Source organism: Rhodanobacter sp. UC4438_H5 (assembly GCF_052978405.1).
The window spans coordinates 1,946,920-1,973,336 of sequence record NZ_CM129672.1 but is presented as its reverse complement, the minus strand read 5'-3'; the positions used below and the strand labels follow the sequence as shown (position 1 = coordinate 1,973,336).

Sequence of the window (26,417 nt, the reverse complement as noted above, 5' to 3'; positions counted from 1 at the left end):
GCGTCAGTGAGTTACGGCACTCAGCTCGACCGTGCAGAGGAATTTTCACGCCGCCGGCTTCCGGCGTGCGTCATTTTGTCGGCACGAGCGCGCCGGAAACTGGCCTCCTTGTTGCAACCGGTTCATCAGCCCGGCGACGAATCGCTGGCGGTGACGAAAAATGGCTATGCCGGAAGTTGGTCAGCCAACGATGCAGTACGGAGAGAGAGATGCAGCAGTTCGATTTTCTGGTGATTGAATCCGATGCGGCGCGAGTCAATGCGGTGATGTCGGCGCTCCACTTCCTTGGTTACCACCCGCAGCACGGCGCGCAATGCGTGCACACCGACGAATCTTCCCATGCGTGGCGCGCGGTCTACGTCGGCGGCATCGACGACGTGGCCGAGGCCGAGCGGCAGTTTGCCCTGCTCGGCGCCAGCGCCGCCCACATCCCCGTGTTGCTGGCCGAGGATTCGCCCTGGGCGCAGCGCCTGGGTGCGGCCAAGTCGCCGTTCGCCGGCCGCGTGGCCACGCTGTCGTTCCCGCTCAGCTACGAGAAGCTCACCGAGGCGATGCGCAACGTGTACGCGCGATTGCTCGGCGGCCGCTCCGGCGGGCTGCGTTTTGTCGGCGACTCCGCGCCGATGGTGCGCGTCAATGGCCTGATCCGCCAGGTCGCGCCGTTCGATTCCAACGTGCTGGTGCTGGGCGAATCGGGCACCGGCAAGGAGATGGTCGCCCGCGCGATCCATGAACATTCCCCGCGCCGCGGCAAGCCGTTCGTGGCGATCAACTGCGGCGCGATCCCGCCCGAGCTGCTGGAAAGCGAGCTGTTCGGCCACGAGAAGGGCGCCTTCACCGGCGCGATCAGTGCGCGCAAGGGCCGCTTCGAGATGGCCGAGGGCGGCACCCTGTTCCTCGACGAGATCGGCGACATGAGCCTGCCGATGCAGGTGAAGCTGCTGCGCGTGCTGCAGGAGCGCGCCTACGAGCGCGTCGGCGGCAACAAGACGTTGCACTGCGACGTGCGCATCATCGCCGCCACCCACCGCAACCTGGAGCAGGCGATCGCCGAGGACCGCTTCCGCGAGGATCTCTATTACCGGCTCAGCGTGTTCCCGCTGGAGCTGCCCTCGCTGCGCGAGCGGCTGGACGACCTGCCCGCGCTGATCGCCGAATTCAACCTGCGCGGCACCCGCCGTGGCCTTGGCGTGGTGCGCTTCAGCAGCGGCGCGATGCAGTCGCTGCGCGCCTACCCGTGGCCGGGCAACGTGCGCGAGCTGTCCAACCTGGTCGAGCGCATGGCGATCCTGTTCCCGCACGGCGAAGTGCGCAGCAGCGACCTGCCGGCGAAATACCGCGGCGCCCCGCTGGTCGGCGACGAACACGGCGCCACGGCGCTGGCGATGATGAGCGAAGAGCACGCGATCGCCGGCATTGCGCTGCAACCGGCCGGCGAATCCGAACGCCTGCTGCCGGAAGAAGGCCTCGACCTGAAGGATCACCTGGCCGACATCGAAGTCGGCCTGATCCGCCAGGCACTGGACGCCACTGGCGGCGTCGTCGCCCACGCCGCCCGCCTGCTTCACATGCAACGCACCACCCTGGTCGAAAAACTGCGCAAGTACGGGCTGCAGAGCAGCCTGGCCGCCTAGGGCAGGGAACAGGGAATAGGGAATAGGGAATAGGGAATAGGGAATAGGGAATAGGAAAACTCGAAGGCGGACGCAGCAGCTTTTGCACTTGCGATTCCCTATTCCCTATTCCCACCCCCACTGGCACGCCTCCTGCAACCACCCCCTCGAAACCCCGCCACGCGTCGGGAATACGTCATGAGGACGCACCGCGATGAGCACAATCGACGTCAACAACCTGCTGTCCCAGATGCGCCAGATGACGGCGCAGGTGCGCGCGCCGCAGGCGGTGGCCAAGGCCGCGCCGGTGGCGGGGCAGGCCGATTTCTCGACGCTGCTGAAGGAGTCGGTGTCGGCGGTCGGACGCAACCAGATGGAAGCGGGCCGCATGGCCGCCAGCTTCGAGCGCGGCGATCCGGGCGCGGACCTGGGCCGCACCATGATCGCGGTGCAGAAGGCCGATCTGTCGCTGCGCACGATGGTCGAGGTGCGCAACAAGATGGTCGATGCGTACAAGGAAATCATGAACATGCCGGTCTGATCCCGGCGCCTCGCTGACCCCGCTTACCCCACACGAGCAACACCATGGCCGACAACGCCATCGCAGCCCGCGACAACGACGCGGCGCGACCGGACCCCTTCAAGCAGATCGCCCGCAGCCCGGCCGCGCGCCAGATGCTGCTGCTGGTGGCGATCGCTGCGGCGGTGGCGCTGGGCGTGGCGGTGGTGCTGTGGTCGCGCGGGCCGAACTACGGCCTGCTGTATGCCGGGCTCGACCAGAAGGACGCCGCCGCGGTGGCGCAGGAGCTGCAGGCGGGCAACACGCCGTTCCAGTTGAGTGCGGACGGCTCCTCGATCATGGCACCGGCCGCCGACCTGGCCGGCCTGCGCCTGAAGCTGGCCAGCAAGGGCCTGCCGCGCGGCAGCGCCACCAGCAGCGTGATGCCGGCGTCCGATTCGCCGTTCGGCATGAGCGACCTGGCCGAACGCACCCGCTACCAGCAGATGCTGGAGAGCGATCTCAGCGCCACCATCGGCGGCCTGCAGTCGGTGCGCGCCGCGCGCGTGCACCTGGCGATGGCCAAGCCGTCGGCGTTCATCCGCGACAACCGCGAAGCCAGCGCCTCGGTGCTGGTCACGCTCTATCCCGGCCGCCAGCTCGATGCCGGCCAGGTCGCCGCGATCGTGCACCTGGTCGCCTCCAGCGTGCCCGGGCTCGACGCGCGGGAGGTGTCGGTGGTCGATCAGCAGGGCCAGTTGCTGACCACCGATCCGAGCAGCCCGGCCGCCGTCGGCGACGATCGCCTGCGCATGGCCACGCGCATCGAGAACACCTACGCGCAGCGCATCGAGGAGCTGCTCACCCCGCTGGTCGGCCCCGGCCGCGTGCGCGCGCAGGTGTATGCGGATCTCGATTTCAGCCAGTCGGAAAAGGCCACCGAAACCTACGGCCACGATCACCCGGCGCTGCGCAGCGAGCAGACCAGCAGCGAGCGGCGCGGCGGCGGTGCCGCGGGCGGCGGCATCCCCGGCGCACTGAGCAACCAGCCGCCCAGCCTGGTGGCGCAGCCCACCGCGGCCAACCCCGATGCCGGCAAGGCGAACCCGTCCGCCGCCGCATCCAGCGCCACGGTGGCCAGCGGCGACGTGTCCAGCAGCGCCACGCGCAACTTCGAACTCGATCGCACCATCAGCCACATCAGCGACCCGGCCGGACGACTGGCCCGGCTCACCGTGGCCGTGGTGCTGGACAACAAGCTCGCCGACAAGGGGCCGGCCACCGCCGGCAGCGCCGCCGGTGCGGCTCCCGCCGGCGTGCCGTTCACCGCGCAGGAACTGGAGCGGCTGACCGAACTGACCAAGAACGCGGTGGGCTTCGACGCCGCGCGCGGCGACAGCGTGAGCGTGGTGAACCAGCCGTTCCAGCGCCCGGTGGCGCCCGAGGCGCTGCCCGAGCCGCCGCTGTGGGAGCGCCCCGGCGCGATGGATCTGATCAAGCAGGGCATCGGCGTGCTGATCGCCTTGCTGGTGGCGTTCGGCCTGCTGCGCCCGCTGCTGCGCGGCGTGACGCGCGGCACATCCAATGCCAAGGCGCTGCCCGCGCCGAGGCCGCAGATTTCGGTACGCGTGGCCGATGAGCCGGAGGCCGATGGCCAACCGGCGCGGCTTGCCGGTGCCACGCCCGCGCTCGAGTACGAACAACGCATCGGCCAGGCTCGCCGCCTGGTCGGCGAAAACTCCAGGCAAGTGGCGCAGGTCGTGAGGAACTGGGTAAGCGAAGATGGCAACTAACCAACATGACGCGCCGATCACCGGTGCCCAGCGTGCGGCGATCCTGCTGCTGACTCTGGGCGAGCAGGACGCCGCCGAGGTGCTCAAGCACCTCAGCGCCCGCGACGTGCAGACCATCGGCACCGCGATGGCCGCGCTGACCAGTGTCAGCCGCGAACACGTGACCAAGGCGCTGGACAAGCTAGACGAGGACATCGGGCGGCAGACCTCGCTCGGCGTGGGCACCGAGGAATACATCCGCAAGATCCTGGTCAACGCGCTGGGCGAGACCAAGGCCGGCGGCCTGATCGACCGCATCCTGCTCGGGCGTTCCAGCAAGGGCCTGGAATCGCTCAAGTGGATGGAAAGCCGCGCCATCGCCGAGATGATCAACCAGGAGCACCCGCAGATCATCGCGCTGGTGCTGGCGCACCTGGAACCGGACCAGGCCGCCGAGGTGATCGGCTACCTGCCGCCGCGCGTGCGTTCCGACGCGGTGATGCGCATCGCCACGCTCGACGGCGTGCAGCCGCATGCGCTGAACGAGCTGGACGAAATCATGGAGCGCCAGTTCTCCGGCGGCTCCAAGAAACTCAAGTCCGCCAGCGTCGGCGGGCTGAAGGCTGCCGCCGACATCCTCAACGCGATGGAAGGCAGCCGCGAGGCCGAGCTGATGTCGGCCATCCGCAGCCAGGACGAAACGCTGGGCGAGAAGATCGAAGACCTGATGTTCGTGTTCGAGGATCTGGTGGAGCTGGACGACCGCGGCATGCAGGTGCTGCTGCGCGAAGTGCCCTCGGCCACCCTGGTCACCGCGCTGAAGGGCGCCGAGCCGGAGATCCGCGAAAAGATCTTCGCCAACATGTCCAAGCGCGCCGCCGACATGATGCGCGACGACCTCGAAGTGAAGGGCCCGGTGCGCCTGAGCGAAGTCGACGCGGCGCAGAAGGAAGTGCTCGGCATCGCCCGCAAGCTGTCCGACGCCGGCCAGCTCAGCCTCGCCGGCGGCGGGGATGAGTTCGTCTGATGGTCGCCGTGTTCCACCACGCGGCACAGGACTTCCGGCGCTGGGAACTGCCCGAGGTCGGCAACGATCACCCGCATCGCCGCGCGACCGATCCGCCGGCCCCGCAACCGACCGTGCGCGAGCTGGAGGCGCTGCACCAGCAGGCGCGGGCGGAAGGCTTCACCAGCGGCCACGCCGAAGGGCTGGCTGCCGGCCAGCAACAGGTGCGCGAGCAGCTGGCCCGACTCGCAGCGCTGTGCGACGCCGTCGCCCGTCCGCTGCAGTCGCTCGACGAACAGGTCGAGAAGGAACTGGCGCGGCTGGCCACGGTGATCGCGCGCCGGGTCATCGTGCGCGAATTGAAACTCTCCCCCGAGCTGATCGTGCAAGCCGTGCGCCAGGCCGCGACCGCGCTGCCCGCCGCCGCCCGCGAGCTGCGCGTGCACGTGCACCCGGACGACCTGGCCCTGCTGCATGACCTCGGCGCGGTCGAAAGCCACTGGCAACTGCTCGCCGATCCCGCCCTGGCGCGCGGCGACTGCCGCCTGGAAAGCGAGCGCTCGCGGCTGGATGCGCGGGTGGATGCCCGCCTGGCCGCGGTGGTCGATGCCGTGCTCGGCGACGACGCCGGTGACGAGGTTGTTGCAGCAGGGGAGGGCGATGCATGAGTCCTGTCTCCCGTCACCGCCCCCCGCACCCCGCCGGAAACTCCCTTTCGTCGTTCCAGCGAAAGCTGGAACCCAGCGTCTCCGAAGCACCGGAAAGGCGCTGGGTCCCGGCTTTCGCCGGGATGACGGCAGGATCACCGACGCCATCCGATGGCGACAACCCCCTCTCACTTCCCACCATTCACTCCTCACTCCTCGTTCCCGTCCATGACGCCTGAATCCGCCATCGCCGCACGCCGCCAGACGTGGCAGCAGAAGCTGGCACGGCGGCGCAGTCTCGCCGAGACCGCGCGCACGCTGGTGGTCGAGGGCAGCTTGCGTCGGGTGGTCGGCCTCACCCTGGAGGCCGAGGGTTGCGAGGCCGCGCTGGGCGCGCGTTGCCTGGTCGACACCGCCGACGGCGCCACGCTGGATACCGAAGTGGTCGGCTTCGCCGACGAGCGCCTGCTGCTGATGCCGGTGGGCGACATGCACGGCGTGTTGCCGAATGCGCGGGTACGCCCGTGCGCGCGCAGCGGCGGCCTGCCGGTGGGCGCGGGCCTGCTCGGCCGCGTGATCGGTGCCGACGGCGTGCCGCTGGACGGGCACGGTCCGCTGGAATCGGACGAGCAGGCTGCGCTCAAGGCCGAGCCGATCAACCCGATGGCGCGCAAGCCGATCGACACCCCGCTGGACACCGGCGTGCGCGCGATCAATGCGCTGCTTACCGTCGGCCGTGGCCAGCGCCTGGGCCTGTTCGCCGGCTCCGGCGTGGGCAAGTCCACCCTGCTGGGCATGATGACCAAATACACCAACGCCGACGTGGTGGTGGTGGGGCTGATCGGCGAACGCGGCCGCGAAGTGAAGGAGTTCGTCGAACACACGCTGGGCGAGGAAGGCCGCCGCCGCGCGGTGATCGTCGCCGCGCCGGCCGACGCGCCGCCGCTCAAGCGCCTGCGCGGCGCGCAGTACGCCACCGCGATCGCCGAGTGGTTCCGCGACCGCGGCCAGCGCGTGCTGCTGCTGATGGATTCGCTCACCCGCTACGCCCAGGCGCAGCGCGAGATCGCGCTGGCGATCGGCGAGCCACCGGCGACCAAGGGTTATCCGCCGTCGGTGTTCGCGATGATGCCGGCGCTGGTCGAGCGTGCCGGCAACGATGCCGACGGCAAGGGTTCGATCACCGCGTTCTACACCGTGCTCACCGAGGGCGACGACTATCGCCACGACCCGATCGCCGATGCGGCGCGCGCGATCCTGGACGGCCATATCGTGCTCTCGCGCGACTTGGCCGAAGCCGGCCATTACCCGGCCATCGACATCGAGGCCTCGATCAGCCGCGTGATGCCGGCGGTCGCCACGCGCGAGCACATGCGCAGCGCGCAGCGCTTCCGCCAGGTCTATTCGGCCTATCGCCAGCAACGCGACCTGATCGCGGTGGGGGCCTACCAGAAGGGCTCCGACCCGCAGGTGGACCTGGCCATCGAGATGTGGCCGCAACTGCGTGCGTTCCTGCAGCAGGAAGTGGATGAACCGATCACCCTCGACCAGGCCATCGAACGCCTGGCCGTGCTGGCCGAACAGGTGCATGAATGAGTTCCCGCGCCGAACGATTGCAGCCGGCCGTGGACCAGGCCCGCCAGCGCAGCGAGGATGCGCTGGCCCGTTTCGCCGCGCAGCAGCAGCAGCTGGCGCGCGCCGAACACCAGCTGAGCGAACTGCATCGCTATCGCGACGAATACGCCAACGGCGGCGACGCCGCCTCCACCGTCAGCGCCATGCTCAATCGGCAGGCCTTCGTGCAGCGCATCGACCAGGCGATCACCCAGCAGGTGGCCGAGGTCGCCCGCCAGCAGCGCCAGCTGGAGCTGGTGCGCGCGGACTGGACCCACAGCCACGCCCGCGAGAGCGCGCTGGACAGCGTGGTCGCCCATCACGTCGAGAACGAGCGCCGCGCCGAGGAACGCCGCGAGCAGGCCGAGCTCGACGAACGTTTCCAGCACCGGCGGCCGTGATGCGTCGCGCCCGCCGATCCCGCCTCGGCCACGTGCCTGCGTCTCCGCGCGGCCGTGTTGTCCCGCCAGGAGCCTTCATGCCATGACTGCCACCCACGTCGGATCGTTGTCCGCTTCCACGGTCGCCGCGAAGACGGCTGCGAACACGGGTACGCCGGAGTCGCCGGGCACGGCACCGTTCCACCAGCGCCTGCAGGACGCGCGCGGGCAGGGCGGTTCCCCCGCCCGCGATGCGCACGATGCGCGCCCGCAGCGCGGCCCGGACCCGGGGCGCGACCGTCGCGACGATCCCTCGCCGAAGGGGCCGGACGCGCAGCTGTGGTCCGCCGCCGCTCGCCTGGATACATCGCGCGACGCTGTCACGCCGCCGCCGGCTGCCGACGCCACCGCTCCCACGCTGCCGGTCGCGGCGCCGCCGCCACCGCCACCGCCCAAGGCGATTGCCGACGTGGTCACCGTCGAACCCGCCGGTGGCAAGGACGACGACACCGATACGGGCGCCACTGCCCTGGTCGAAGCGATGCTTGCCTTGATCGCTCCCGCGCCAGTCCATCCCGCCGCACCTGCCGGCAGCGTCGCGGCCGGCATCGTCGACGCCACGGCGGCACGGCTGGCCGCCGCACAGGCCGGGCTTGCCGCGCTCGGCCAGGCCGGAGCAAACGCCGCGCCCGCCGCGCCTGCCGTCGACCCCGCCGTCATGGCCGCGACCACCACCGTCCCTGCCGCCGAACTGCTGAAGCTCGACCCGGACGCCACCCGCGAAACGGTGCGACTCGACCCCGCCCCCGGCGCGGCGCCCGTCATCACCCAGACCGCGGCGACAGTGGCGCCGACTGCCGCGCCGGTGCCGGTGGCCCCTGCACACGCCTTCGCGCAGGAGCTGGGCCAGCAGCTGGCCTGGTTCGTCGGCCATGACGTCAAGCAGGCGCGCATCCGCCTGCATCCGGAAGAGCTGGGTTCGCTCGACCTGAAGATCAGCGTGCAGCACAACCGTGTCGACGTGGTGTTGCAGGCCCAGCATCCCGGCGCCGTCACTGCCGTGCAGCAGGCTCTGCCCCAGCTCGACCAGATGCTCGCCCGCCACGGCTTGTCGCTCGGCCACGCCGACGTGGGCCAGCACGATCGCGGCGGCCAGGCCGGCCATCGCGGACAGGGCGACGAGATCGCCGCCATCGACGAAGTCACCGGCCCCGGCCAGACCGTCCCGCTGACCCAGCTCGGGCTCGTCGACGCCTTCGCCTGAAGCGCTCCCGCGTAGGGCGGGCACCGCCCGCCGGCTTTGGCCATCCCGCATCGCCATGGCGGTGCGGGATGGCGCGACGAGAGCCGGCGGGCGGTGCCCGCCCTACGCCTGAATCCCGATCCGCGCGGTTTGCACTTCCGCGAACAAGCGTGGCGCGCCGCCCATTTTTCGCAGGAGCGCCGCAGACACCCCGTCGGGATGGCGCCGCGCCGCCGTCCCGGCGCGCGTCAAGAAAGCGCCGCCCAGCCCCGAAAATCATGCAAATGCATGAATAAAAACATGTATTTGTGATGGCACGCGGATTGCTTTCCATCTCGCAAGCCGGCGACGGCAGCCCCGATCCCCACACGAGATTCTCCATGAGCGACGACGAAGCACCCGAGGTAGTGGAAGACGAAGAGCTGGTACCGAGCCGGCGTTCGCCCTTGCTGATCGGAATCGTGGCGGTGCTGCTCGTCGCGCTGGCCGGCGGCGGCTACTACTGGCAATCGCATCGCGCCGGGTCGGACAAGCAGGCGAAGGCGGAGGCGAACAAGCCGGAGATCTTCCTGGCCATGGATCCGCCGTTCGTGGTCACCCTGCGTGACGGCGATGCGCTGCGCTACCTGCAGGTGGGCGTGACCCTGATGGCGCACGACCAGGCCGCGATCGGCGTGGCCAAGGACGTCGACCCGATCCTGCGCGACGGGCTGGTGTCGCTGTTCAGCAGCCAGAAATTCGAGACGGTCAGCGAGACCGCCGGCCGCGAGAAGCTGCAGGCCGACGCGCTGGCCGAGGTGCGCAAGGTGGTCGGCAAGCGGCTCGGCCGGCCGGGCATCGACGCGCTGTATTTCACCAGCTTCGTGATCCAGTAGGCGGGAGCCACGGCCATGAGCGACCTGCTTTCCCAGGACGAAATCGATGCGCTGATGGATGGCGTCACCGGCGGCACGGTGGCCACCGGCAGCGACGAACCGCTGCCGCCGGATGCGGTGATCAGCTACGACTTTACCCAGCAGGACCGCATCGTGCGCGGCCGCCTGCCCACGCTGGAGATGGTCAACGACCGCTTCGCGCGGTTCTTCCGCACCGCGCTGTTCGGCGTGCTGCGCAAGACCTGCGAGGTCTCGGTGCTGGGCGTGAAGATGGTGAAGTTCGCCGAGTACGTGCACGGCCTGGCGCTGCCCAGCAACTTGAACATGGTGCGCATCAAGCCGCTGCGCGGCAACGCGCTGGTGGTGTTCGAGCCGCGCCTGGTGTTCACCGTGATCGACAATTTCTTCGGCGGCGACGGCCGCTTCCACGCGCGCATCGAGGGCCGCGACTTCACTGCGACCGAGAATCGCGTGATCCAGATCATGCTCGCCGAACTGTTCGGTGCGATGGCCGAGGCGTGGGCGCCGGTGCTGGCGCTCAACTTCGAGTACCTCAACTCGGAGATCAATCCGCAGTTCGCCAACATCGTCAGTCCCACCGAGACGGTGGTGGTGTCGCGCTTCCACGTCGAACTGGACGGCGGCGGCGGCGAAGTCCACCTGACCATGCCCTACGCGATGGTCGAACCGATCCGCACCCTGCTCGACGCCGGCGTGCAGAGCGACCGCATGGATGGCGACGACCGCTTCGCCGAGATGCTGCGCGAGGAAGTGCTCGACGCCGAGGTCGACGTGAGCTCGCTGCTGCTGGAGGCGCAGCTGAGCCTGGGCCAGTTCCTGCACTTGCGCCCCGGCGACGTGATCCCCGTGCAGCTGCCCGAGCTGACCACCGTGTATGCCGAGGACGTGCCGGTTTTCCGCGGCCGCTACGGCCAGTCCAACGGCCGCAACGCCGTGCGTTTCCATGTCCCGGCCGGTCGTCGCGAGCGACAGGCAGCCACCGATCCCTCCACCCGGAAGAACCTCTCATGAACCAGTCTGCAGATGCCTTCGCCGATGCCGGCGAGCGCGTTCAATTCGATGCCCTGCACGGGGCCGCGGCCGATGGCGGCGACGTCAACCTCGACATGATCCTCGACGTGCCGGTGACCCTGGCGATGGAAGTCGGTCGCACCCGCATCAGCATCCGCAACCTGCTGCAGCTCAACCAGGGCTCGGTGGTGGAACTGGACCGCGCCGCCGGCGAGCCGCTTGACGTGTTCGTCAACGGCACCCTGGTGGCGCACGGCGAGGTGGTGGTGATCAACGAGAAGTTCGGCATCCGCCTGACCGACGTGATCAGCCCCGCCGAGCGCGTGCGCAAGTTGCGGTGACAGCGCCGTGAATTCGCCCTTCGACAGGCTCAGGACAGTGAAACCGGATCGCGCAGGCAGGATGCCGGAGCGAACATCGGCGCAGCCGATGACCCGCAGGGCGAGCCGCCGATGCGGCGAGTCAATCGGGAATCGGATTGTCGCGGCCCTGGCGCCGGCAGCGTTGCCCGCCGCCGACATCAACGTGGGCGGCGAACTGCTGCGGGTGATCGTCAGCCTGGTGGCGATCATCGCGATGATTCTCGTCGCCGGTTGGGTGACGCGTCGGTTGCAGCGTCGGCCGGGCGGCGGCGGGCGGCGCATCCGCTGCGTGGAATCGTTCGCCGTGGGCGCGCGCGAGCGCCTGCTGCTGCTGGACGCGGACGGCAAGCGGCTGTTGATCGGCACCGGCCCCGGTGGCATGCGCACCCTGCATGTCTACGACGGCGAAGCGCCGCGCGACATCGTTCCGGCGGCATCGAACGAGCCGCTCAAACCCGTGTTCGGCGATTTGCTGGCGCGACTGAAGGTGCGCTCGTGAGCGCGCGGCACTGGATCATCGGCGGCGCGCTGCTGCTGTTGCCGCTGGCCACCCTGGCGGCCACGCCGGGCATTCCGCTGGTGAACGTGCAACCGGCCGCCGACGGCAGCCAGAGCTGGACGCTGTCGCTGCAGATGCTGGCGCTGATGACGGCGCTGACGCTGCTGCCGGCGATCGCGCTGATGATGACCTCGTTCACCCGCATCATCATCGTGCTCGGCTTCCTGCGCCAGGCGCTTGGCACGCAGTCCACGCCGCCCAACCAGGTGCTGCTGGGGCTGGCGCTGTTCCTCACCCTGTTCGTGATGTCGCCCGTGCTCACCCGCGCCTACGACGACGGCATCAAGCCCTACATGGACGGCCAGATCACCGCCGAGCAGGCACTGCCGGCGGCCTCCGCACCGTTCAAGCATTTCATGCTCGAGCAGACCCGCGACGCCGACCTTCAGCTGTTCACCCGCCTGGCCAAGGAGAAGCCCTATGCCAGCAAGGCCGACGTGCCGTTCAAGGTGGCGATGCCGGCGTTCCTCACCAGCGAGCTGAAGACCGCGTTCCAGATGGGCTTCCTGCTGTTCATCCCGTTCCTGATCATCGACCTGGTGGTGGCCAGCGTGCTGATGTCGATGGGCATGATGATGGTCTCCCCGATGATCATCTCGCTGCCGTTCAAGATCATGCTGTTCGTGCTGGTGGATGGCTGGACGCTGTTGCTGGGGACACTGGCCGGGAGTTTCTACACGTGAGCGCGTGTTCGCCGACCGCCGTGGGCTCTGGCTACTTTGTAGGAGCGCACCCTGTGCGCGATGCTCTTGCGCTTGTTGCATTCAAAGGCAAGAGCTTTCGTCTGCCTGCGGCAGCCGAGTCACTTTCTCTTTGCGTGGCCACGCGCACGCAGGAGCGTGCGCGAACAGCGAAGCTGGCCCGAAGGGCGGAGGGCATGGATGCCCGGAGTCAAGAGAAAGTAACCAAAGAGAAAGGCCACCCCGCTTTCGCGCCTGACGGACATCCTGTCCATCAGGTCCGCGTGCGGGCTACGGGGTTTGTCGACAGGGCATCCTGCCCTGACGCCAAACTGGTTCGCATCCATGCGAACCACCCTGCGGGCTTTCCTACGCCCGCCCGCCGCTGCAGAGGGGCCCCGGGTAGAGCAGCGGGCCATCCTGGCCCGCACTTTTCAGAACGGCCAGATCAAGAGCAGCGCTGCGGCGAACCTGGGATCTGCTCTGGCTCCGGCTCTGGTTTTTGCTTTTCCGCTTTATCACCGAGTGCGGGCCACGATGGCCCGCTGCTCTCCCGGGGCCCCTGTGCGGCGGTGAGTCGGGGACGACAGGCCGCGCAGCGGGAGTCGACAGGGATGTCGACTCCTTTTCGCCAGGGCAGGATGCCCTGTCGAAAAGCCCGGCCCCGGCTCACGGACTTGTTGGGCAGGATGCCCAACAAGCGCCAAGCGGGGTGGCCTTCTCTTTTGGTTACTTTTCTCTCGGCCACGCAAGAGAAAAGTGACTCGGTCGCCGAAGGCGATCGACCGCTCTTGCTTTTGATTGCACCCCCACCAAGGGCAAAAACATCGCGCACAAGGTGCGCTCCTACAGGTGCAGGCGATCAGCCGCTCTTCGCCTTGGCTGGAACCAAGAGCATCGCGCGCGAGCACGCTCCTACAGGGGCGAAGCGAGTCGCGCCATCGGCGAACCACGCCGCAGGACCCCGTCCATGACCCCCGAATCCATCATGGAACTCGGCCAGCATGCGCTCTACGTGGCGATGCTGGTGGCCGCGCCGCTGCTGCTCACCGCGCTGGCGGTGGGCCTGCTCATCGGCGTGATCCAGGCGGCGACGCAGATCAACGAGATGACGCTCAGCTTCATCCCCAAGCTGATCGCGATGGCGCTGGTGGCGCTGGTGGCGGGGCCGTGGATGCTGCGCCTGCTGGTGCAGTTCACCACGCAGCTGATCGAGAGCCTGCCGGGCGCGATCAGATGACTGCGCTGGATCTGGCGCAGCTCCCGGCGTGGCTGGGCAGCCTGTTCTGGTCGCTGGGGCGGGTCAGCGGGCTGTGCCTGGTGGCGCCGGTGTTCAGCTCCACGGTGATCCCGGCGCGCATCCGCGTGGGCGTGGTGGTGGTGCTCTCGCTGGTGCTGGCACCGCTGGCGCCGACCACGATCGATCCATTGAGCGGCGCGGGCGTGGCTACGCTGGCGGGGCAGGTGGTGATCGGTGCGATGGTGGGTTTCGTGCTGAAGCTGGTGTTCGAGGCGGTGTCGTTCGGCGGCGAGCTGGTGGCACAGAGCATGAGCCTGGGCTTTGCCCAGGTGGTCAGCCCGGGTGCCGGGCAGTCCACCGTGCTGAGCCAGTTCTACCTGTTGCTGGTGACCTTGCTGTTCCTGGTGATGGACGGCCATTTGCAGCTGATCGCGCTGCTGGCCGACAGCTTCCATGCCCTGCCGCCGGGTACGCCGGCGGTCAGCGCCAATGCGTTGCATGCGGTGGTGGCGTTCGGCACGGAGCTGTTTGCCGGTGCGGTGCGGGTGGCCTTGCCGGCGATGACGTCGCTGCTGGTGGTGAACATCGGCTTTGCCGCGATCAGCCGCGCGGCGCCGTCGATGAACCTGTTTGCGGTGGGCTTTCCGATCACCGTGTCGCTGGGCTTCATCGCCTTGTGGTTGTCGCTGCGCAGCCTGCCCGGCGCGTTCCAGGCGTTGCAGGGTGATGCCTGGTCGCTGATGCGCGAATTGATGGGGAGCTGACGCCATGTCCGACGACAGCGACCAGGAAAAAACCGAACAACCGACAGAAAAGAAACTTCGCGAATCGCGCGAGAAGGGCGAGGTTCCGCGATCGCGCGACCTGTCCGGCGCGCTGGTGGTGCTGGCCGGCGTGGCGGCGCTGATGGGCAGCGGGCAGAGCGGCCTGGAGCATGCGCGGCGCATCTTTGCGTTGGGCCTGGGCTACTCGCGCGATGCGCTGTTCACCGACGCGCTGGCCGGCAGTGCGCTGCACGCGGCGATGCACGAGGCGCTGCTGCTGTTCGCGCCGGTGGCCATCGCCACCTTGCTGGCCGCGCTGGCCGGGCCGCTGCTGCTGGGCGGGTTGAACTTCAGCACCGAGGCGCTGCAACCGAAGTTCGAGCGGCTCGACCCGATCAAGGGGCTGGGCAAGATCTTCGCGCTGCGCGGCCTGGTGGAACTGGGCAAGGCACTGCTCAAGCTGTTGTTCATCGGTGGCGTGCTGGCGCTGGTGCTGCAGCACTGGCAGGGCGAACTGCAGGCCACCGGGCGCGGCTCGGTGGCGGCCGGCATCGCGCAGTCGATCGGGCTGCTCGGGCGTGCCGCGTTGTGGTTCGGCGTGATCTTGGCGCTGATCGGTGCGATCGATGCGCTGTACCAGAAGTTCGACCACGCGAAGAACCTGCGCATGACCAAGCAGGAAATCAAGGACGAGATGAAGGAGAGCGAGGGCAACCCCGAGATGAAGGGGCGCATCCGCCAGGTGCAGCAGGCGCAGGCGCGCCGCCGCATGATGGAGGACCTGCCCCGCGCCGACGTGCTGGTGGTCAATCCCACCCACTTCGCGGTGGCGCTGCGCTACGACGATGGCCGCATGGGCGCGCCGCGGGTGATCGCCAAGGGCGTCGACGTGCTGGCCGCGCAGATCCGCCTGGTGGCGGCCAGCCACCGCATCCCGGTGGTGGAAGCGCCGCCGTTGGCACGTGCCTTGTATGCAACGACTGAACTGGGCCGCGAAATCCCCGCTTCGCTGTTTGTCGCGGTGGCCCAGGTGCTTGCCTGGGTCTACCAGCTCAAGCAAGCCGCGGCGCAGGGCGAGAGCCCGCCGGCCGCACCCAACCCCGAGGTCGATCCTGACCTGATGGGCCCCTACCGCGATGCGTGACGAGTCAAAACGATGACGGGTGCAGACGTACTGGGCAATTTCAGACACCTCGCGCGACGGGGTGTTGGCGCGCCGGTGATCGTGCTGGCGATGCTGGGCATGCTGATGCTGCCGATGCCGCCGTTTTTGCTGGATATCCTGTTCAGCTTCAACATCGCCTTGTCGCTGGTGATTTTGCTGGCCGTGGTCTACGTGATGCGGCCGCTGGAGTTCGCCGCGTTCCCCACCGTGGTGCTGATGGCCACCTTGCTGCGGCTGGCGCTCAACATCGCCTCCACCCGCGTGGTGCTGCTGCACGGCCACGACGGCCCCGGCGCCGCCGGCAAGGTGATCGAGGCATTCGGCGAGTTCGTCATCGGCGGCAATTTCGCCGTGGGCCTGGTGGTGTTCGCCATCATCGTGGTGATCAACTTCGTGGTGATCACCAAGGGCGCCACCCGCGTATCGGAGGTGACCGCGCGGTTCACCCTGGACGCCATGCCCGGCAAGCAGATGGCGATCGACGCCGACCTCAACGCCGGCCTGCTGACCCAGGAGCAGGCGCGCGAGCGGCGCCAGGAAGTGCGCGAGGAGGCGGACTTCTACGGCTCGATGGACGGCGCCTCGAAGTTCGTGCGCGGCGACGCCACCGCCGGCATCCTGATCCTGTTCATCAACATCGTCGGCGGGTTCTTCGTCGGCGTGATGCAGCACGGCCTGTCCGCCAGCGAGGCGGCGCGCACCTACACCTTGCTCACCATCGGCGATGGCCTGGTGGCGCAGGTGCCGGCGCTGCTGCTGTCGGTGGCCGCGGCGGTGATCGTCACGCGCGTGTCCAAATCGCAGGACATGGGCAAGCAGGTGATCGGCCAGGTGTTCGGCCAGCCGCGCGCGCTGGCGGTGGCCGCGGTGGTGCTGGGCGTGATGGGCGTGATCCCGGGCATGCCGAACGTGGCCTTCCTGCTGCTGGGCGGCATCTGCGGCGGCATCGCCTGGCTGCTGTTCAAGCGCGAGCGCGAGACGCGCGAGCGGCTGGCCGAGTCGGTAGCCGAGGCGCCGGTGGCGGCCGCACCGACCGAGCGGCTGGAGCTGGGCTGGGAGGACGTGGCCAGCGTCGATCCGCTGGGCCTGGAAGTGGGCTACCGGCTGATCCCGCTGGTCGACACCCACCAGGGCGGCGAGCTGATGGGGCGGATCAAGTCGGTGCGCCGCAAGCTGTCGCAGGAACTCGGTTTCCTGGTGCCGGCGGTGCATATCCGCGACAACCTGGACCTCGGCCCCAACACCTACCGCATCACCCTGATGGGCGTGCCGATGGGCGAGGCCGAGGTGCACAACGACCGCCTGATGGCGATCAATCCGGGCCAGGTGCACGGCACCTTGCAGGGCATCGCCACGCAGGACCCGGCATTCGGGCTGGAGGCGGTGTGGATCGAGAGCGGCCAGCGCGAGCTGGCGCAAAGCTACGGCTATACCGTGGTCGACCCGGCCACGGTGATCGCCACGCATCTGTCGCACATCCTGCAGGGCCACGCGCACGAACTGCTCAGCCACCAGGACGTGCAGCAACTGCTGGACCGGCTCGCCGCCAACGCGCCGAAGCTGGTCGAGGACCTGGTGCCCAAGCGGCTGTCGCTGGGCGTGGTGGTCAAGGTGCTGCAGAACCTGCTGGCCGAGCGGGTGCCGATCCGCAACATGCGCAGCATCGTCGAATCCTTGGCGGAGCACGCCGGGCAGAGTCAGGATCCCGGCGTTCTGACCGCCGCCGTGCGCGTCGCGCTGGGCCGGCAGATCGTGCAGGAGATCACCGGGCTGGGTACCGAGGTGCCGGTGATCACGCTGGCGCCGGAGCTCGAACAGATCCTGCTCGGCTCGCTTTCCGGCGGCGGCGGCGTGGCCGGAGCCGCGGTGGAACCGGGCCTGGCCGACCGCCTGCAGCAGAGCGTGGCCGACGCCGCGCGGCGCCAGGAGATGAGCGGCGAACCCGCGGTATTGCTGGTTGCGCCACCGCTGCGGCCATGGCTCGCGCGCTTCACCCGCCATGTGGCACAGAACCTGCACGTACTGGCCTACAACGAGGTGCCCGACAACCGTCGGGTGCGATTGGTACAAGCGCTGGGGCGCTAGCGCCCCAACGCCGGGAATAGGGAATAGGGAATAGGAAATGCGCGCACACGAAACTGAAATCGGGAATGGGAAATCGCGAAGGCCGCGTGCTGTCGAGCGCGACGCGGCTGCTTCTGCCGATTCCCTATTCCCCATTCCCTATTCCCGCGAGCGAAGCGAGCACCCATGAAAATCAAACGTTACGTAGCCCCCGACATGCGCCAGGCGATGCGCGAGGTGCGCGAGGAGCAGGGCGACGAGGCGGTGATCCTGTCGACGCGGCGGATTGCCGAGGGCATCGAGATCATCGCGGCGCTGGATTACGACGAAGCGCTGATGCGCGAGGCTTCGCGCCAGGGTGCCGCGCGTGCGCCGGCCGAACCGCCACCACCGTTGCCGGCGGCGAACAGCCAGCCGCCGGTCGCGGAGGCGCCCGCGCCTCGTGCCGCGGTGGCACCGCCGCCGCCGCGTCGTCCGCGCGTCGAGCCGACGCCTGCCGCGCCGGTCGCCGCGCGTGCCGCGGCCGCGCCGCTGATGGAACGTGCCGCGCAGGACACGGCGCGCCTGCGCAACGAGCTGGGCAGCATGCGCGAGATGCTGGAAGTGCAGTTGTCCAGCCTCGCCTGGAACGACCTGGAGCGGCGCCAGCCGCTGCGCGCGCGGGTGCTGCGCGAGATGACCCGCATCGGCATCGAGCCCGACGTGGCGCGTTTGCTGGTCGACGACCTGCCCGAGCAGATCAATGCCGAGCAGGCGCGCTACCTGCCGCTGGGCATGCTCAGCCGCCGCCTGGCGGTGAGCGGCCGCGCGCTGGCCGACGATGCGCCGATGGTCACCGCCCTGGTCGGTCCCACCGGCGTGGGCAAGACCACCACCATCGCCAAGCTCGCCGCCCGCGCGGTGATGCGCCACGGCGCCGACCAGGTCGCCCTGGTCAGCACCGACCACTACCGCATCGGCGCGGCCGCGCAGCTGGAACACTACGGCCGCCTGCTCGGCGTGCGCGTCTACCCGGCCTACGACGGCGACAGCCTGCGCAAGGTGCTGGAACTCCTGCGCGATCGCCACACCGTGCTGATCGACACCGCCGGCGTGGCCAGCCACGATCCCCGGCTCAACCAGCAGCTGGACACCCTGGCCCAGGCCAATGAACTGCGCGCCACCCTGGTGCTGGCGGCGAACACGCATGCACAGTCGCTGGACGACGCCGTGCGCGCCTACCTGCCGCTGCAGCCGCAGGCCTGCATCCTGACCAAGCTCGACGAAGCGCCCAACCTGGGCGGCGCGCTGTCGGTGCTGATCCGGCGCCGGCTGGCACTGGACTACACCACCGACGGCCAGCGCGTGCCGGAAGACATCAGCGTGGCCGACGCGCGCGTGCTGGTGTGCCGCGCGGCGCAATCGCTGAAGACCGGCATTCCCGACGATAGCCTGATGGCCGACCGGTTCGGACTGGCGGTAGCCAGCGCATGAGCGGAGTACCTGCAATGGACCAGGCCTTCGGGCTGCAACAGACACTGGGCATGGCCGCCGGCCCGGCGACCCCGCCGGCCGCGCTGCCGCCGGGTCACCAGGCCAGCACCCTGTTCGGCAACGGCGCGCCCGCACGCCCGCCGTGCCGCACCATCGCGGTGGCCGGCGGCAAGGGTGGCGTGGGCAAGAGCACGGTCGCGGTGAACCTGGCGATGGCACTGTCCATCGCCGGCCGCGAGGTGATGCTGCTGGACGCCGACATGGGCCTGGCCAACGTCGACGTGATGCTCGGGCTCACCCCCTCGCGCCACATCGGCCACCTGCTCGACGGCGAGTGCACGCTGGAGGAACTGCTGCTGCCCGCCGCGCGCGGCCTGCAGGTGGTGCCGGCCGGCTCCGGTGCGCGCCGGCTGGCGCAGCTCGACAACGGCGAGCACGCGGCGATCATCCGCGCGTTCGACGAACTGGCGCGCCCGCCCGAATTTCTGCTGGTGGACACCGCTGCCGGCCTGTCCGACAACGTGACCATGTTTGCCGCCGCCGCCTCGGACGTGATCCTGGTGGTGTGCGACGAGCCCGCCTCGCTGACCGACGCCTACGGCCTGACCAAGGTGCTCAGCCGCGATTTCGGCGTGCGGCGCATCCGCATGGTGGCCAACATGGTGCGCAACGAGGGCGATGCGCGCGCGCTGCACCAGAAGCTGGCGCGGGTCAGCGACCGCTTCCTGGACGTGGTGATCGATTTCAGTGGATGGGTGCCGCACGACGAGCGTCTGCGCCAGGCCATCCGCAGGCAATGTGCCGTCGTCGACGTGTGGCCGTCGAGCCATTCGGCGCTGGCATTCAAGAAATTGGCGGAACTGGTCGATAAGTGGGCGGAGACGGACCGCGCAGTGTTCGACCGGATTGCCTTCTTTGGCGGCCGGAACGCAACGGCTGATGGGGTGCCGAGATGAGTGTGGCTTCGGAGTATCTGCAGGTTTCCCGCGAAAGTGCCGACGAACTGGTACGCCGGCATGCACCGTTGGTGCGGCGGATCGCCTATCACCTGATGGGGCGGTTGCCGGCCAGCGTGGACGTGGGCGACCTGATCCAGTCGGGAATGATCGGTTTGCTGGAAGCGTCGCGCAATTTCGCCCAGAACCGCGGGGCGAGCTTCGAAACGTATGCGGGCATCCGCATCCGTGGCGCGATGCTGGACGAGCTGCGACGCACCGACTGGGCGCCGCGCTCGGTCCATCGCAAGACCCGCGAGGTGGCGGAGGTGATCCGCCAGATCGAGGTCGAGACGGGTGCGGAGGCGGACGAGAAGGAGGTGATGCGGCGGCTGGGCATCAGCGCCGAGGAATACCACCAGGTGCTGGCCGATGCCGCCTGCGTGCGGCTGCTCAGCCTCACCGGGTCGGACGACGGCGACGAGGGCGGCGTGATGGACGTGGCCGACGAGGGCAGCCTCGGGCCGTCGGAGAACATCGAGCGCGAGGGCATGCGCGAGGACCTGGCCGAGGCGATCAGCGGCCTGCCCGAACGCGAGCAGCTGGTGATGTCGCTGTACTACGAACAGGAGTTGAACCTGAAGGAGATCGGCGCGGTGCTCGGCGTGAGCGAGTCCCGCGTGTGCCAGATCCACGGGCAGGCGGTGCTCCGGTTGCGCGCACGACTTTCCGGCTGGCGCGGCTGACCGCGGCCGGACGGACCAAAACCAAGGGGCCGCCTGACGGCCCATGTGGAGAGAAGCGTTGGACAAGAACATGAAAATCCTGGTGGTGGACGACTTCTCCACCATGCGGCGCATCGTCAGGAACCTGCTGGTGGAGCTGGGTTTCAGCAACCCGCTGATCCAGGAGGCCGACGACGGCGAGAACGCGATCGCGATGCTGCGCAGCCAGCCGTTCGACCTGGTGGTCACCGACTGGAACATGCCCAACATGACCGGCATCGACCTGCTCAAGGCGATCCGCGCGGAAGCGTCGCTGAAGGGCCTGCCGGTGCTGATGGTCACCGCCGAGAACAACCGCGACCAGATCATCGCCGCCGCCCAGGCCGGCGTGAACGGCTACATCGTCAAGCCGTTCACCGCGGTCACGCTGAAGGAAAAACTCACCAAGATCTTCGAGCGCATCGCCGCCGGCGGGGTGGCCGCATGAACGCCGCCGCTCCCGCCCTGGCGATGGACAAGGACCTGCCGACCGAACTGCGCGAACTGCTGAACAGCCCGAACGGCGCCGAGTTCGAGCAGGCGCTGGACGCCATCGTGCGCCAGCGCGAGCAGCACATGTTCCGCGCGCTGGGCCAGCTCGCGCGCGACCTGCACGACGCCGTGCGCCGGCTGGGCACCGACCTGGCGCAGGACGGTTTCCCCGGCAACGTCGCCGACGCGCGCCAGTACCTGCAGGACGCGCTGGAGATGAGCGCCAACGCCGCGCACCGCACCATCGACTTCGCCGAGCGCATGCGTCCGCAGGCCGAGGCGCTGACCATCAACGCCGCCGAAATGCTCAAGTGGTCGCAGGACAACGAGCCCTCCGCGGTGCTCGCGCGCGAATCGGTGATGTTCGCCGAGGGCTGCCGCGAAGGGCTGGCCGAACTGGTGGTGGCGCAGTCGTGGCAGGACCTCACCGGGCAACGCATCAAGAAGGTCGACAACTTCATCGGCTCGGTCGAGTCGACCCTGCTGGAACTGGTGCGCCTGACCGGCGCGCTGGCAGGCAGCGACCTGCCGGCCAGCACGGCCAAGGTCTCCAGCCAGGAGGAGGCCGACCGCCTGCTCAGCGAATTCGGATTCTGAGGACATGGCCTCGATGGACACGGCATTCGACCTCGAGCTGCGCCAGGATTTCCTGGTCGAGGCCGGGGAGTTGCTGCAGCGGCTCGGCGAGCAACTGGTGGCGCTGGAGACGTCGCCGCGCGACAGCGAGCTGCTCAACGCCGTGTTTCGCGCGTTCCACACCGTCAAGGGCGGCGCCGGTTTCCTCGCGCTGGAGCCGATGGTGGTGCTGTGCCACCACGCCGAGGATCTGCTCAACGAGGCGCGCAACGGCAAGGTCGCGCTGGACGCCGCCCACATGGACGGCCTGCTGCAGGCGCTGGACCTGCTCAACGACATGATGGCCGCGGTGAGCGACGGCGGCGCGATGGCGATGCCGCCGCCGGCCCTGCTGCAGGCGCTCACGCCGCACGCCGCGGCGCCGGCACCGGTGGCCGCGCCGCCGCCGGCCGCGGCGCCTGCCGAAGCCGGCGCCATCGACGACAACGAATTCGAGGCGCTGCTGGACACCCTGTACGGCACCGCCGCCCCCGGCACCGTCGCGCCGGCCCCGCTTCCCGCCGCGTCGCCGGCCGGCATCGACGACGACGAGTTCGAGGCCCTGCTCGACAGCCTGCACGGCAAGCCGGGCCAGCCTGCCGCACCTTCACCTTCACCTGCACCGTCGCCCGCAACGACCGCGCCGTCGGCGAACGCCGCCCCGGCGCGTCCGGCCGCGGCGGCGGATCACTCGGTGCGGGTGGACACCGTGCGACTCGACCTGCTGGTCAACCACGCCGGCGAACTGGTGCTGCTGCGCAACCGCCTGCTCAGCCTGGCCGCGCGCCTCGGCGACGAATCGCTGGCCACCACCGCCGGCGAACTCGATCGCGTCACCGACGCGCTGCAGGGCGCGGCGATGGGCATGCGCATGCAGCCGGTCGGACGCCTGTTCCAGCGCTTCCCGCGGATCGTGCGCGACCTCGCGCGCCAGCTCGGCAAGGAGGTCGAACTGGTGCTGGAAGGCGAGGGCACCGACCTCGACCGCAGCCTGGTCGAAGCGCTGGCCGACCCGCTGATCCACCTGCTGCGCAACGCACTGGACCACGGCGTGGAAATGCCGGACGAACGCGAGCGCAACGGCAAGCCGCGCAAGGGCCGCATCGTGCTTTCCGCCAGTCAGCGCGGCGAGCGCATCGTGATCGCGGTCAGCGACGACGGCCACGGCATGGACCCGGACATCCTGCGCCGCAAGGCGGTCGAGAAGGGCCTGCTGGACAATGCCCAGGCCGCCCGCCTGAGCGACGCCGAGTGCTATGAACTGATCTTCCGCCCCGGCTTCAGCACCGCCGCGGCAGTGTCGGACATCTCCGGCCGCGGCGTCGGCATGGACGTGGTCAAGACCCGCGTGGCCGAGCTGGGCGGCACCTTGCGCGTGCAGTCGCGGCTGGGCCACGGCAGCGAGCTGGAACTGACCGTGCCGCTGACCCTCGCCGTGCTGCGCGTGCTGATGGTGCGCGTGGCCGGCCGCCTGCTGGCGCTGCCGCTGGGCAACGTGCAGGAAGTGTTCGAACTGGCCGACGGCCAGGATCGCGAGCTGGACGGCCGCCTGGTCGCCGAGCACCGCGGCCGCGCGCTGCCGCTGACCGATCTCGCGCGCTGGGTGGGCACCGATGCCGGTGCCGGCCGCCACGTGGTGGTGCTGCACATCGGCCACCAGCGCCTCGGCTGCCTGGTGCACGAGGTGCGCGGGCGCGAGGACGTCATCGTCAAGCCGCTCGGCCCGCTGTTCGCCGACGCCTCGGGCATCGCCGGCGCCACCGTCACCGGCGACGGACGGCTGGCGCTGGTGATGGACCTGGCGGGCCTGGTCGCCGCGGCCGACAGCTGTTCCGCCTCGCTGCAGAAGGAAGTCTGACCGCATGGACAGAATCAGCATCATCGGCACCATCCTGGGCTTCGTGGTGATCGTGATGGGCACCGTGCTCAAGGGCTCCACCGTGGAAGCGCTGTGGAACCCGGCCGCGTTCGTGATCGTGTTCTTCGGCACGCTGGCCGCGCTGCTGGTGCAGAACCAGGGCGCGGTGATGAAACACGCGCTCAAGATGATGAAACTGATCTACCGTCCGCCGCGGCACGAGCCGCGCGACCTGATCAGCCGCATCGTGGGCTGGAGCGAAATCTCGCGCCGCCAGGGCCTGCTCGGGCTGGAGCCGCAGATCGAGTCCGAGAGCGACCCGTTCGTCAGCAAGGGCCTGCAACTGCTGGTCGACGGCGGCGAGCCGGACACCATCCGCAGCGTGCTGGAAGTGGACATGGACACGCGCGAGGCGATCGACCTGGCCGGCGCCAAGGTCTACGAGAACGCCGGCATCTACTCGCCCACGCTGGGCATCATCGGCGCGGTGATGGGCCTGATGGCGGTGATGCAGAACCTGGCCGATCCGAGCAAGCTCGGCCACGGCATCGCCGCGGCCTTCGTGGCGACGATCTACGGCGTGGCGCTGGCCAACCTGTTCATGCTGCCGATGGCCGCAAGGCTGAAGAGCCTGGTGGGCAAGCAGTCGCAGATGCGCGAGATCCTGGTCGAAGGCCTGGTCTCGATCGCCCAGGGCGACAACCCGCGCCAGATCGAAGCGCGCCTGCAGGGTTACGTCGCGTGAGGCGGCATCGCCACGAAGAGCACCAGAACCACGAGGCGTGGGCGATCCCCTATGCCGATCTGATGACCCTGCTGCTGGCCTTCTTCGTGGTGATGTACGCGGTGTCGGTGGTCAACGAGGGCAAGTTCCGCGTGATGTCCGAATCGCTGCTGCAGGCCTTCAACGGCAACAGCCAGGTGATCGCGCCGCCGCCCGCGTCGGAAGGCCAGCGCCAGCCGGCCGCGGCCGTGCCGATCCGCCATTCCGTCAACCGCAGCAACCCGGTGACGCTGCCGTTGCCGCTGCTGCGCCCGCCGGCGCCGGGACGCGGCGGCGCGCAAAGCATGCACGACATCGAGAACCAGGTACGCAAGGCGCTGCAGCCGCTGATCGACCGCAAGCTGGTGGTGGTGCGCCACACGCCGAACTGGCTGGAGATCGAGATCCGCACCGACATCCTGTTCCCCAGCGGCGTGGCACAGCTTTCCACCTCGGCCAACGCCGTGCTGGAGAACCTGGCCGGCATCCTGGCCCGCTTCCCCAACGCATTGCGCGTGGAAGGCTTCACCGACAACGTGCCGATCAGCACCGCGCAATATCCGTCCAACTGGGAGCTCTCCGCCGCGCGCGCGGCCAGCGTGGCGCGCTTGTTCGCGATGACGGGCGTGGCACCCGACCGGCTGGGCATCATCGGCTGGGGCGAGGTGCGTCCGCTGGCCACCAACGACACCGCCGAAGGCCGCAACCAGAACCGTCGCGTGCTGGTGGTGGTGATGAACGAGCGCACGGGCGAGCCGCGCGAGCAGCTCGATGCGCAGCGATGGAGCGAGCTGGCCGGCCCGGCCGCGGCGCCTGTCGCGAATGCTGCCGCACCCGCGCCTGCACCCGCTGCGGCCAGCGGGGCAGGCCTGCTGCCGGTCGTGCCCGCGGTGATCGCCGTCCATCCCGCCGACCCGCTGCCTGCCGCGGTCGCACCCGCCGTGCCGGCCGATGCGCCGCATCCGGTCGCGCGCAACCTGAGCCCGGATCGGTGAGCGCCATGCCTCTGTTCAACCTTGCCGGACCCTGCCCATGAACGCGCCCGCCTGCGCACCCGCCGCTGCCGCCGGGCACTGGCTGTCGTTCCGCATCGGCACGCAGCTCTATGCCGCGCCGCTGGCGGCGGTGAACGAGGTGATCCGCGACGGCGACATCACCCCCGTGCCCGGCGCCGCCGCCGACGTGCTCGGCGTGCGCCACCTGCGCGGACGCATCGTGCCGGTGCTCGATGGCCAGCGCCGCATGGGCGTGGCGAATGTGCCGCTCGACCCGGCCAGTGTTCGCATCGTGATGCTGGCCCACGCCGAACACCTGGTCGGCCTGCGCGTGGGCGCGGTCGGCGAGCTGCTGCACAGCGACGGCATCGAGATCGAACCCCCGCCGCCGGGCCGCGCCAGCCGCCGCGACGATCCGGTCACCGGTGTACTGTCATGGCAGGGTGGATTCGTGGCCCTGCTTGATGTATGTCGGTTGTGTCGACTGGGGGGAGAAGCGGGCCATGTGGCTTGAGATCGGGATGGGGGTGCTGCTGGTGCTGGCGCTGGTCCAGTGCGCCGTGCTGTACCGGCTGTGGCAACACTCGTTGCAGCTGCAGCAACGCGTCGAACAGGTCGTGCATGACACCGCCCACGGCGTCACCGACGTGCCGACCTCGATGCTGGTTGCCGCGCTTGGCCGGGTCGAACGGCAGATCCGCCACGCCGAGCAGCAACCGCCGCCCACCCGCCAGTCCTACGAGCTGGCCCAGCAACTGGCCCGCGAAGGCGCCGACCTCGACCAGCTGGTGAGCCGCTGCGGCCTCTCGCGCGACGAGGCGCGGCTGGTAATGCAGATGCATCCGGCCGGTTCCTGACACCGCCCGAACACATCGCAGGGCGGGCACCGCCCGCCGACCGACCGTTCCGCGATATGACGATGGCGGGCATTGCCCGCCCTACGATCCGCCTCGTTTCTGTAGGAGCGCACCCTGTCCACAAGGGACTTCCTTCGGTCGTGCGCGATA

General features: G+C 69.3%; 27 protein-coding genes. All 27 read left to right on the top strand.

Annotation, left to right across the window (positions count from 1 at the left end):
* The first annotated feature begins 209 nt into the window (after positions 1-209).
* The 27 genes from ACVCL9_RS09410 (at position 210) to ACVCL9_RS09280 (ending at position 26,267) form a co-directional block, all read left to right on the top strand.
* Complete coding sequence (locus tag ACVCL9_RS09410) at positions 210-1,634, top strand: sigma-54 dependent transcriptional regulator (protein ID WP_447098332.1); 1,425 nt, start codon at positions 210-212, stop codon at positions 1,632-1,634.
* A gap of 193 nt (positions 1,635-1,827) precedes the next feature.
* Entirely contained in the window at positions 1,828-2,154 is a 327-nt protein-coding gene (fliE, locus tag ACVCL9_RS09405; RefSeq protein WP_447098333.1) for a flagellar hook-basal body complex protein FliE, read from the top strand.
* Positions 2,155-2,198: 44 nt separating this feature from the next.
* Positions 2,199-3,905 (top strand): flagellar basal-body MS-ring/collar protein FliF, encoded by a 1,707-nt coding sequence (fliF, locus tag ACVCL9_RS09400; protein WP_395119819.1) that lies wholly within the window; start codon positions 2,199-2,201, stop codon positions 3,903-3,905.
* A 16-nt stretch (positions 3,906-3,921) separates the two neighbouring features.
* On the top strand, positions 3,922-4,911 hold the full coding sequence (fliG, locus tag ACVCL9_RS09395) for a flagellar motor switch protein FliG (protein WP_395121229.1): 990 nt from the start codon (positions 3,922-3,924) through the stop codon (positions 4,909-4,911).
* Entirely contained in the window at positions 4,911-5,558 is a 648-nt protein-coding gene (locus ACVCL9_RS09390) for a flagellar assembly protein FliH (RefSeq protein ID WP_447098334.1), read from the top strand. Before fliG ends, ACVCL9_RS09390 begins: the two co-directional genes overlap by 1 nt.
* 207 nt (positions 5,559-5,765) lie before the next feature.
* A complete protein-coding gene (gene fliI / locus ACVCL9_RS09385) occupies positions 5,766-7,133 on the top strand; it encodes a flagellar protein export ATPase FliI (RefSeq protein ID WP_447098335.1) in 1,368 nt (455 codons plus the stop codon).
* Complete coding sequence (gene fliJ, locus ACVCL9_RS09380; protein ID WP_447098336.1) at positions 7,130-7,552, top strand: flagellar export protein FliJ; 423 nt, start codon at positions 7,130-7,132, stop codon at positions 7,550-7,552. Before fliI ends, fliJ begins: the two co-directional genes overlap by 4 nt.
* Before the next feature lie 82 nt (positions 7,553-7,634).
* Positions 7,635-8,795: a flagellar hook-length control protein FliK gene (locus ACVCL9_RS09375; protein ID WP_447098337.1), complete on the top strand. Its 1,161-nt coding sequence runs from the start codon at positions 7,635-7,637 to the stop codon at positions 8,793-8,795.
* Positions 8,796-9,154: 359 nt separating this feature from the next.
* Positions 9,155-9,649, top strand: a complete 495-nt coding sequence (locus tag ACVCL9_RS09370; protein WP_447098338.1) for a flagellar basal body-associated FliL family protein — start codon at positions 9,155-9,157, stop codon at positions 9,647-9,649.
* A gap of 15 nt (positions 9,650-9,664) precedes the next feature.
* Positions 9,665-10,681: a flagellar motor switch protein FliM gene (fliM, locus tag ACVCL9_RS09365; RefSeq protein WP_395119813.1), complete on the top strand. Its 1,017-nt coding sequence runs from the start codon at positions 9,665-9,667 to the stop codon at positions 10,679-10,681.
* The gene (gene fliN, locus ACVCL9_RS09360) at positions 10,678-11,022 is read left to right on the top strand and encodes a flagellar motor switch protein FliN (protein WP_395119812.1); all 345 of its coding nucleotides are present in this window, start codon (positions 10,678-10,680) and stop codon (positions 11,020-11,022) included. The genes fliM and fliN overlap by 4 nt, the downstream gene beginning before the upstream one ends.
* Positions 11,023-11,029: 7 nt before the next feature.
* A complete protein-coding gene (locus ACVCL9_RS09355) occupies positions 11,030-11,542 on the top strand; it encodes a FliO/MopB family protein (protein WP_447099564.1) in 513 nt (170 codons plus the stop codon).
* A 14-nt stretch (positions 11,543-11,556) separates the two neighbouring features.
* Positions 11,557-12,285, top strand: coding sequence for a flagellar type III secretion system pore protein FliP (fliP, locus tag ACVCL9_RS09350; protein WP_395121227.1), 729 nt, complete (start codon positions 11,557-11,559; stop codon positions 12,283-12,285).
* Positions 12,286-13,252: 967 nt separating this feature from the next.
* Positions 13,253-13,522, top strand: coding sequence for a flagellar biosynthesis protein FliQ (gene fliQ, locus ACVCL9_RS09345; RefSeq protein WP_395119810.1), 270 nt, complete (start codon positions 13,253-13,255; stop codon positions 13,520-13,522).
* A complete protein-coding gene (gene fliR / locus ACVCL9_RS09340; RefSeq protein ID WP_395119809.1) occupies positions 13,519-14,286 on the top strand; it encodes a flagellar biosynthetic protein FliR in 768 nt (255 codons plus the stop codon). The genes fliQ and fliR overlap by 4 nt, the downstream gene beginning before the upstream one ends.
* Before the next feature lie 4 nt (positions 14,287-14,290).
* Positions 14,291-15,430, top strand: coding sequence for a flagellar biosynthesis protein FlhB (gene flhB, locus ACVCL9_RS09335; RefSeq protein WP_395119808.1), 1,140 nt, complete (start codon positions 14,291-14,293; stop codon positions 15,428-15,430).
* A 12-nt stretch (positions 15,431-15,442) separates the two neighbouring features.
* A complete protein-coding gene (gene flhA / locus ACVCL9_RS09330; RefSeq protein WP_395119807.1) occupies positions 15,443-17,536 on the top strand; it encodes a flagellar biosynthesis protein FlhA in 2,094 nt (697 codons plus the stop codon).
* A 165-nt stretch (positions 17,537-17,701) separates the two neighbouring features.
* A complete protein-coding gene (flhF, locus tag ACVCL9_RS09325) occupies positions 17,702-18,988 on the top strand; it encodes a flagellar biosynthesis protein FlhF (protein ID WP_447098339.1) in 1,287 nt (428 codons plus the stop codon).
* Positions 18,989-19,002: 14 nt separating this feature from the next.
* Positions 19,003-19,944 (top strand): MinD/ParA family protein, encoded by a 942-nt coding sequence (locus ACVCL9_RS09320; protein ID WP_447098340.1) that lies wholly within the window; start codon positions 19,003-19,005, stop codon positions 19,942-19,944.
* Complete coding sequence (locus ACVCL9_RS09315) at positions 19,941-20,669, top strand: RNA polymerase sigma factor FliA (RefSeq protein WP_395119804.1); 729 nt, start codon at positions 19,941-19,943, stop codon at positions 20,667-20,669. The genes ACVCL9_RS09320 and ACVCL9_RS09315 overlap by 4 nt, the downstream gene beginning before the upstream one ends.
* A 58-nt stretch (positions 20,670-20,727) precedes the next feature.
* A complete protein-coding gene (gene cheY / locus ACVCL9_RS09310; RefSeq protein WP_395119803.1) occupies positions 20,728-21,135 on the top strand; it encodes a chemotaxis response regulator CheY in 408 nt (135 codons plus the stop codon).
* Positions 21,132-21,776 carry a protein phosphatase CheZ gene (locus ACVCL9_RS09305; protein ID WP_447098341.1) on the top strand — a complete coding sequence of 215 codons (645 nt, stop codon included), beginning with the start codon at positions 21,132-21,134 and terminating at the stop codon, positions 21,774-21,776. Before cheY ends, ACVCL9_RS09305 begins: the two co-directional genes overlap by 4 nt.
* A 13-nt stretch (positions 21,777-21,789) precedes the next feature.
* Positions 21,790-23,652 carry a chemotaxis protein CheA gene (locus tag ACVCL9_RS09300; RefSeq protein ID WP_447099437.1) on the top strand — a complete coding sequence of 621 codons (1,863 nt, stop codon included), beginning with the start codon at positions 21,790-21,792 and terminating at the stop codon, positions 23,650-23,652.
* 4 nt (positions 23,653-23,656) lie between these two features.
* Complete coding sequence (locus tag ACVCL9_RS09295) at positions 23,657-24,397, top strand: flagellar motor protein (protein WP_395119801.1); 741 nt, start codon at positions 23,657-23,659, stop codon at positions 24,395-24,397.
* Positions 24,394-25,410: a flagellar motor protein MotD gene (motD, locus tag ACVCL9_RS09290; protein WP_447098342.1), complete on the top strand. Its 1,017-nt coding sequence runs from the start codon at positions 24,394-24,396 to the stop codon at positions 25,408-25,410. The genes ACVCL9_RS09295 and motD overlap by 4 nt, the downstream gene beginning before the upstream one ends.
* A 37-nt stretch (positions 25,411-25,447) precedes the next feature.
* Positions 25,448-25,924 carry a chemotaxis protein CheW gene (locus ACVCL9_RS09285; protein WP_447098343.1) on the top strand — a complete coding sequence of 159 codons (477 nt, stop codon included), beginning with the start codon at positions 25,448-25,450 and terminating at the stop codon, positions 25,922-25,924.
* Positions 25,914-26,267 (top strand): DUF2802 domain-containing protein, encoded by a 354-nt coding sequence (locus tag ACVCL9_RS09280; RefSeq protein WP_447098344.1) that lies wholly within the window; start codon positions 25,914-25,916, stop codon positions 26,265-26,267. Before ACVCL9_RS09285 ends, ACVCL9_RS09280 begins: the two co-directional genes overlap by 11 nt.
* Positions 26,268-26,417 lie beyond the last annotated feature (150 nt).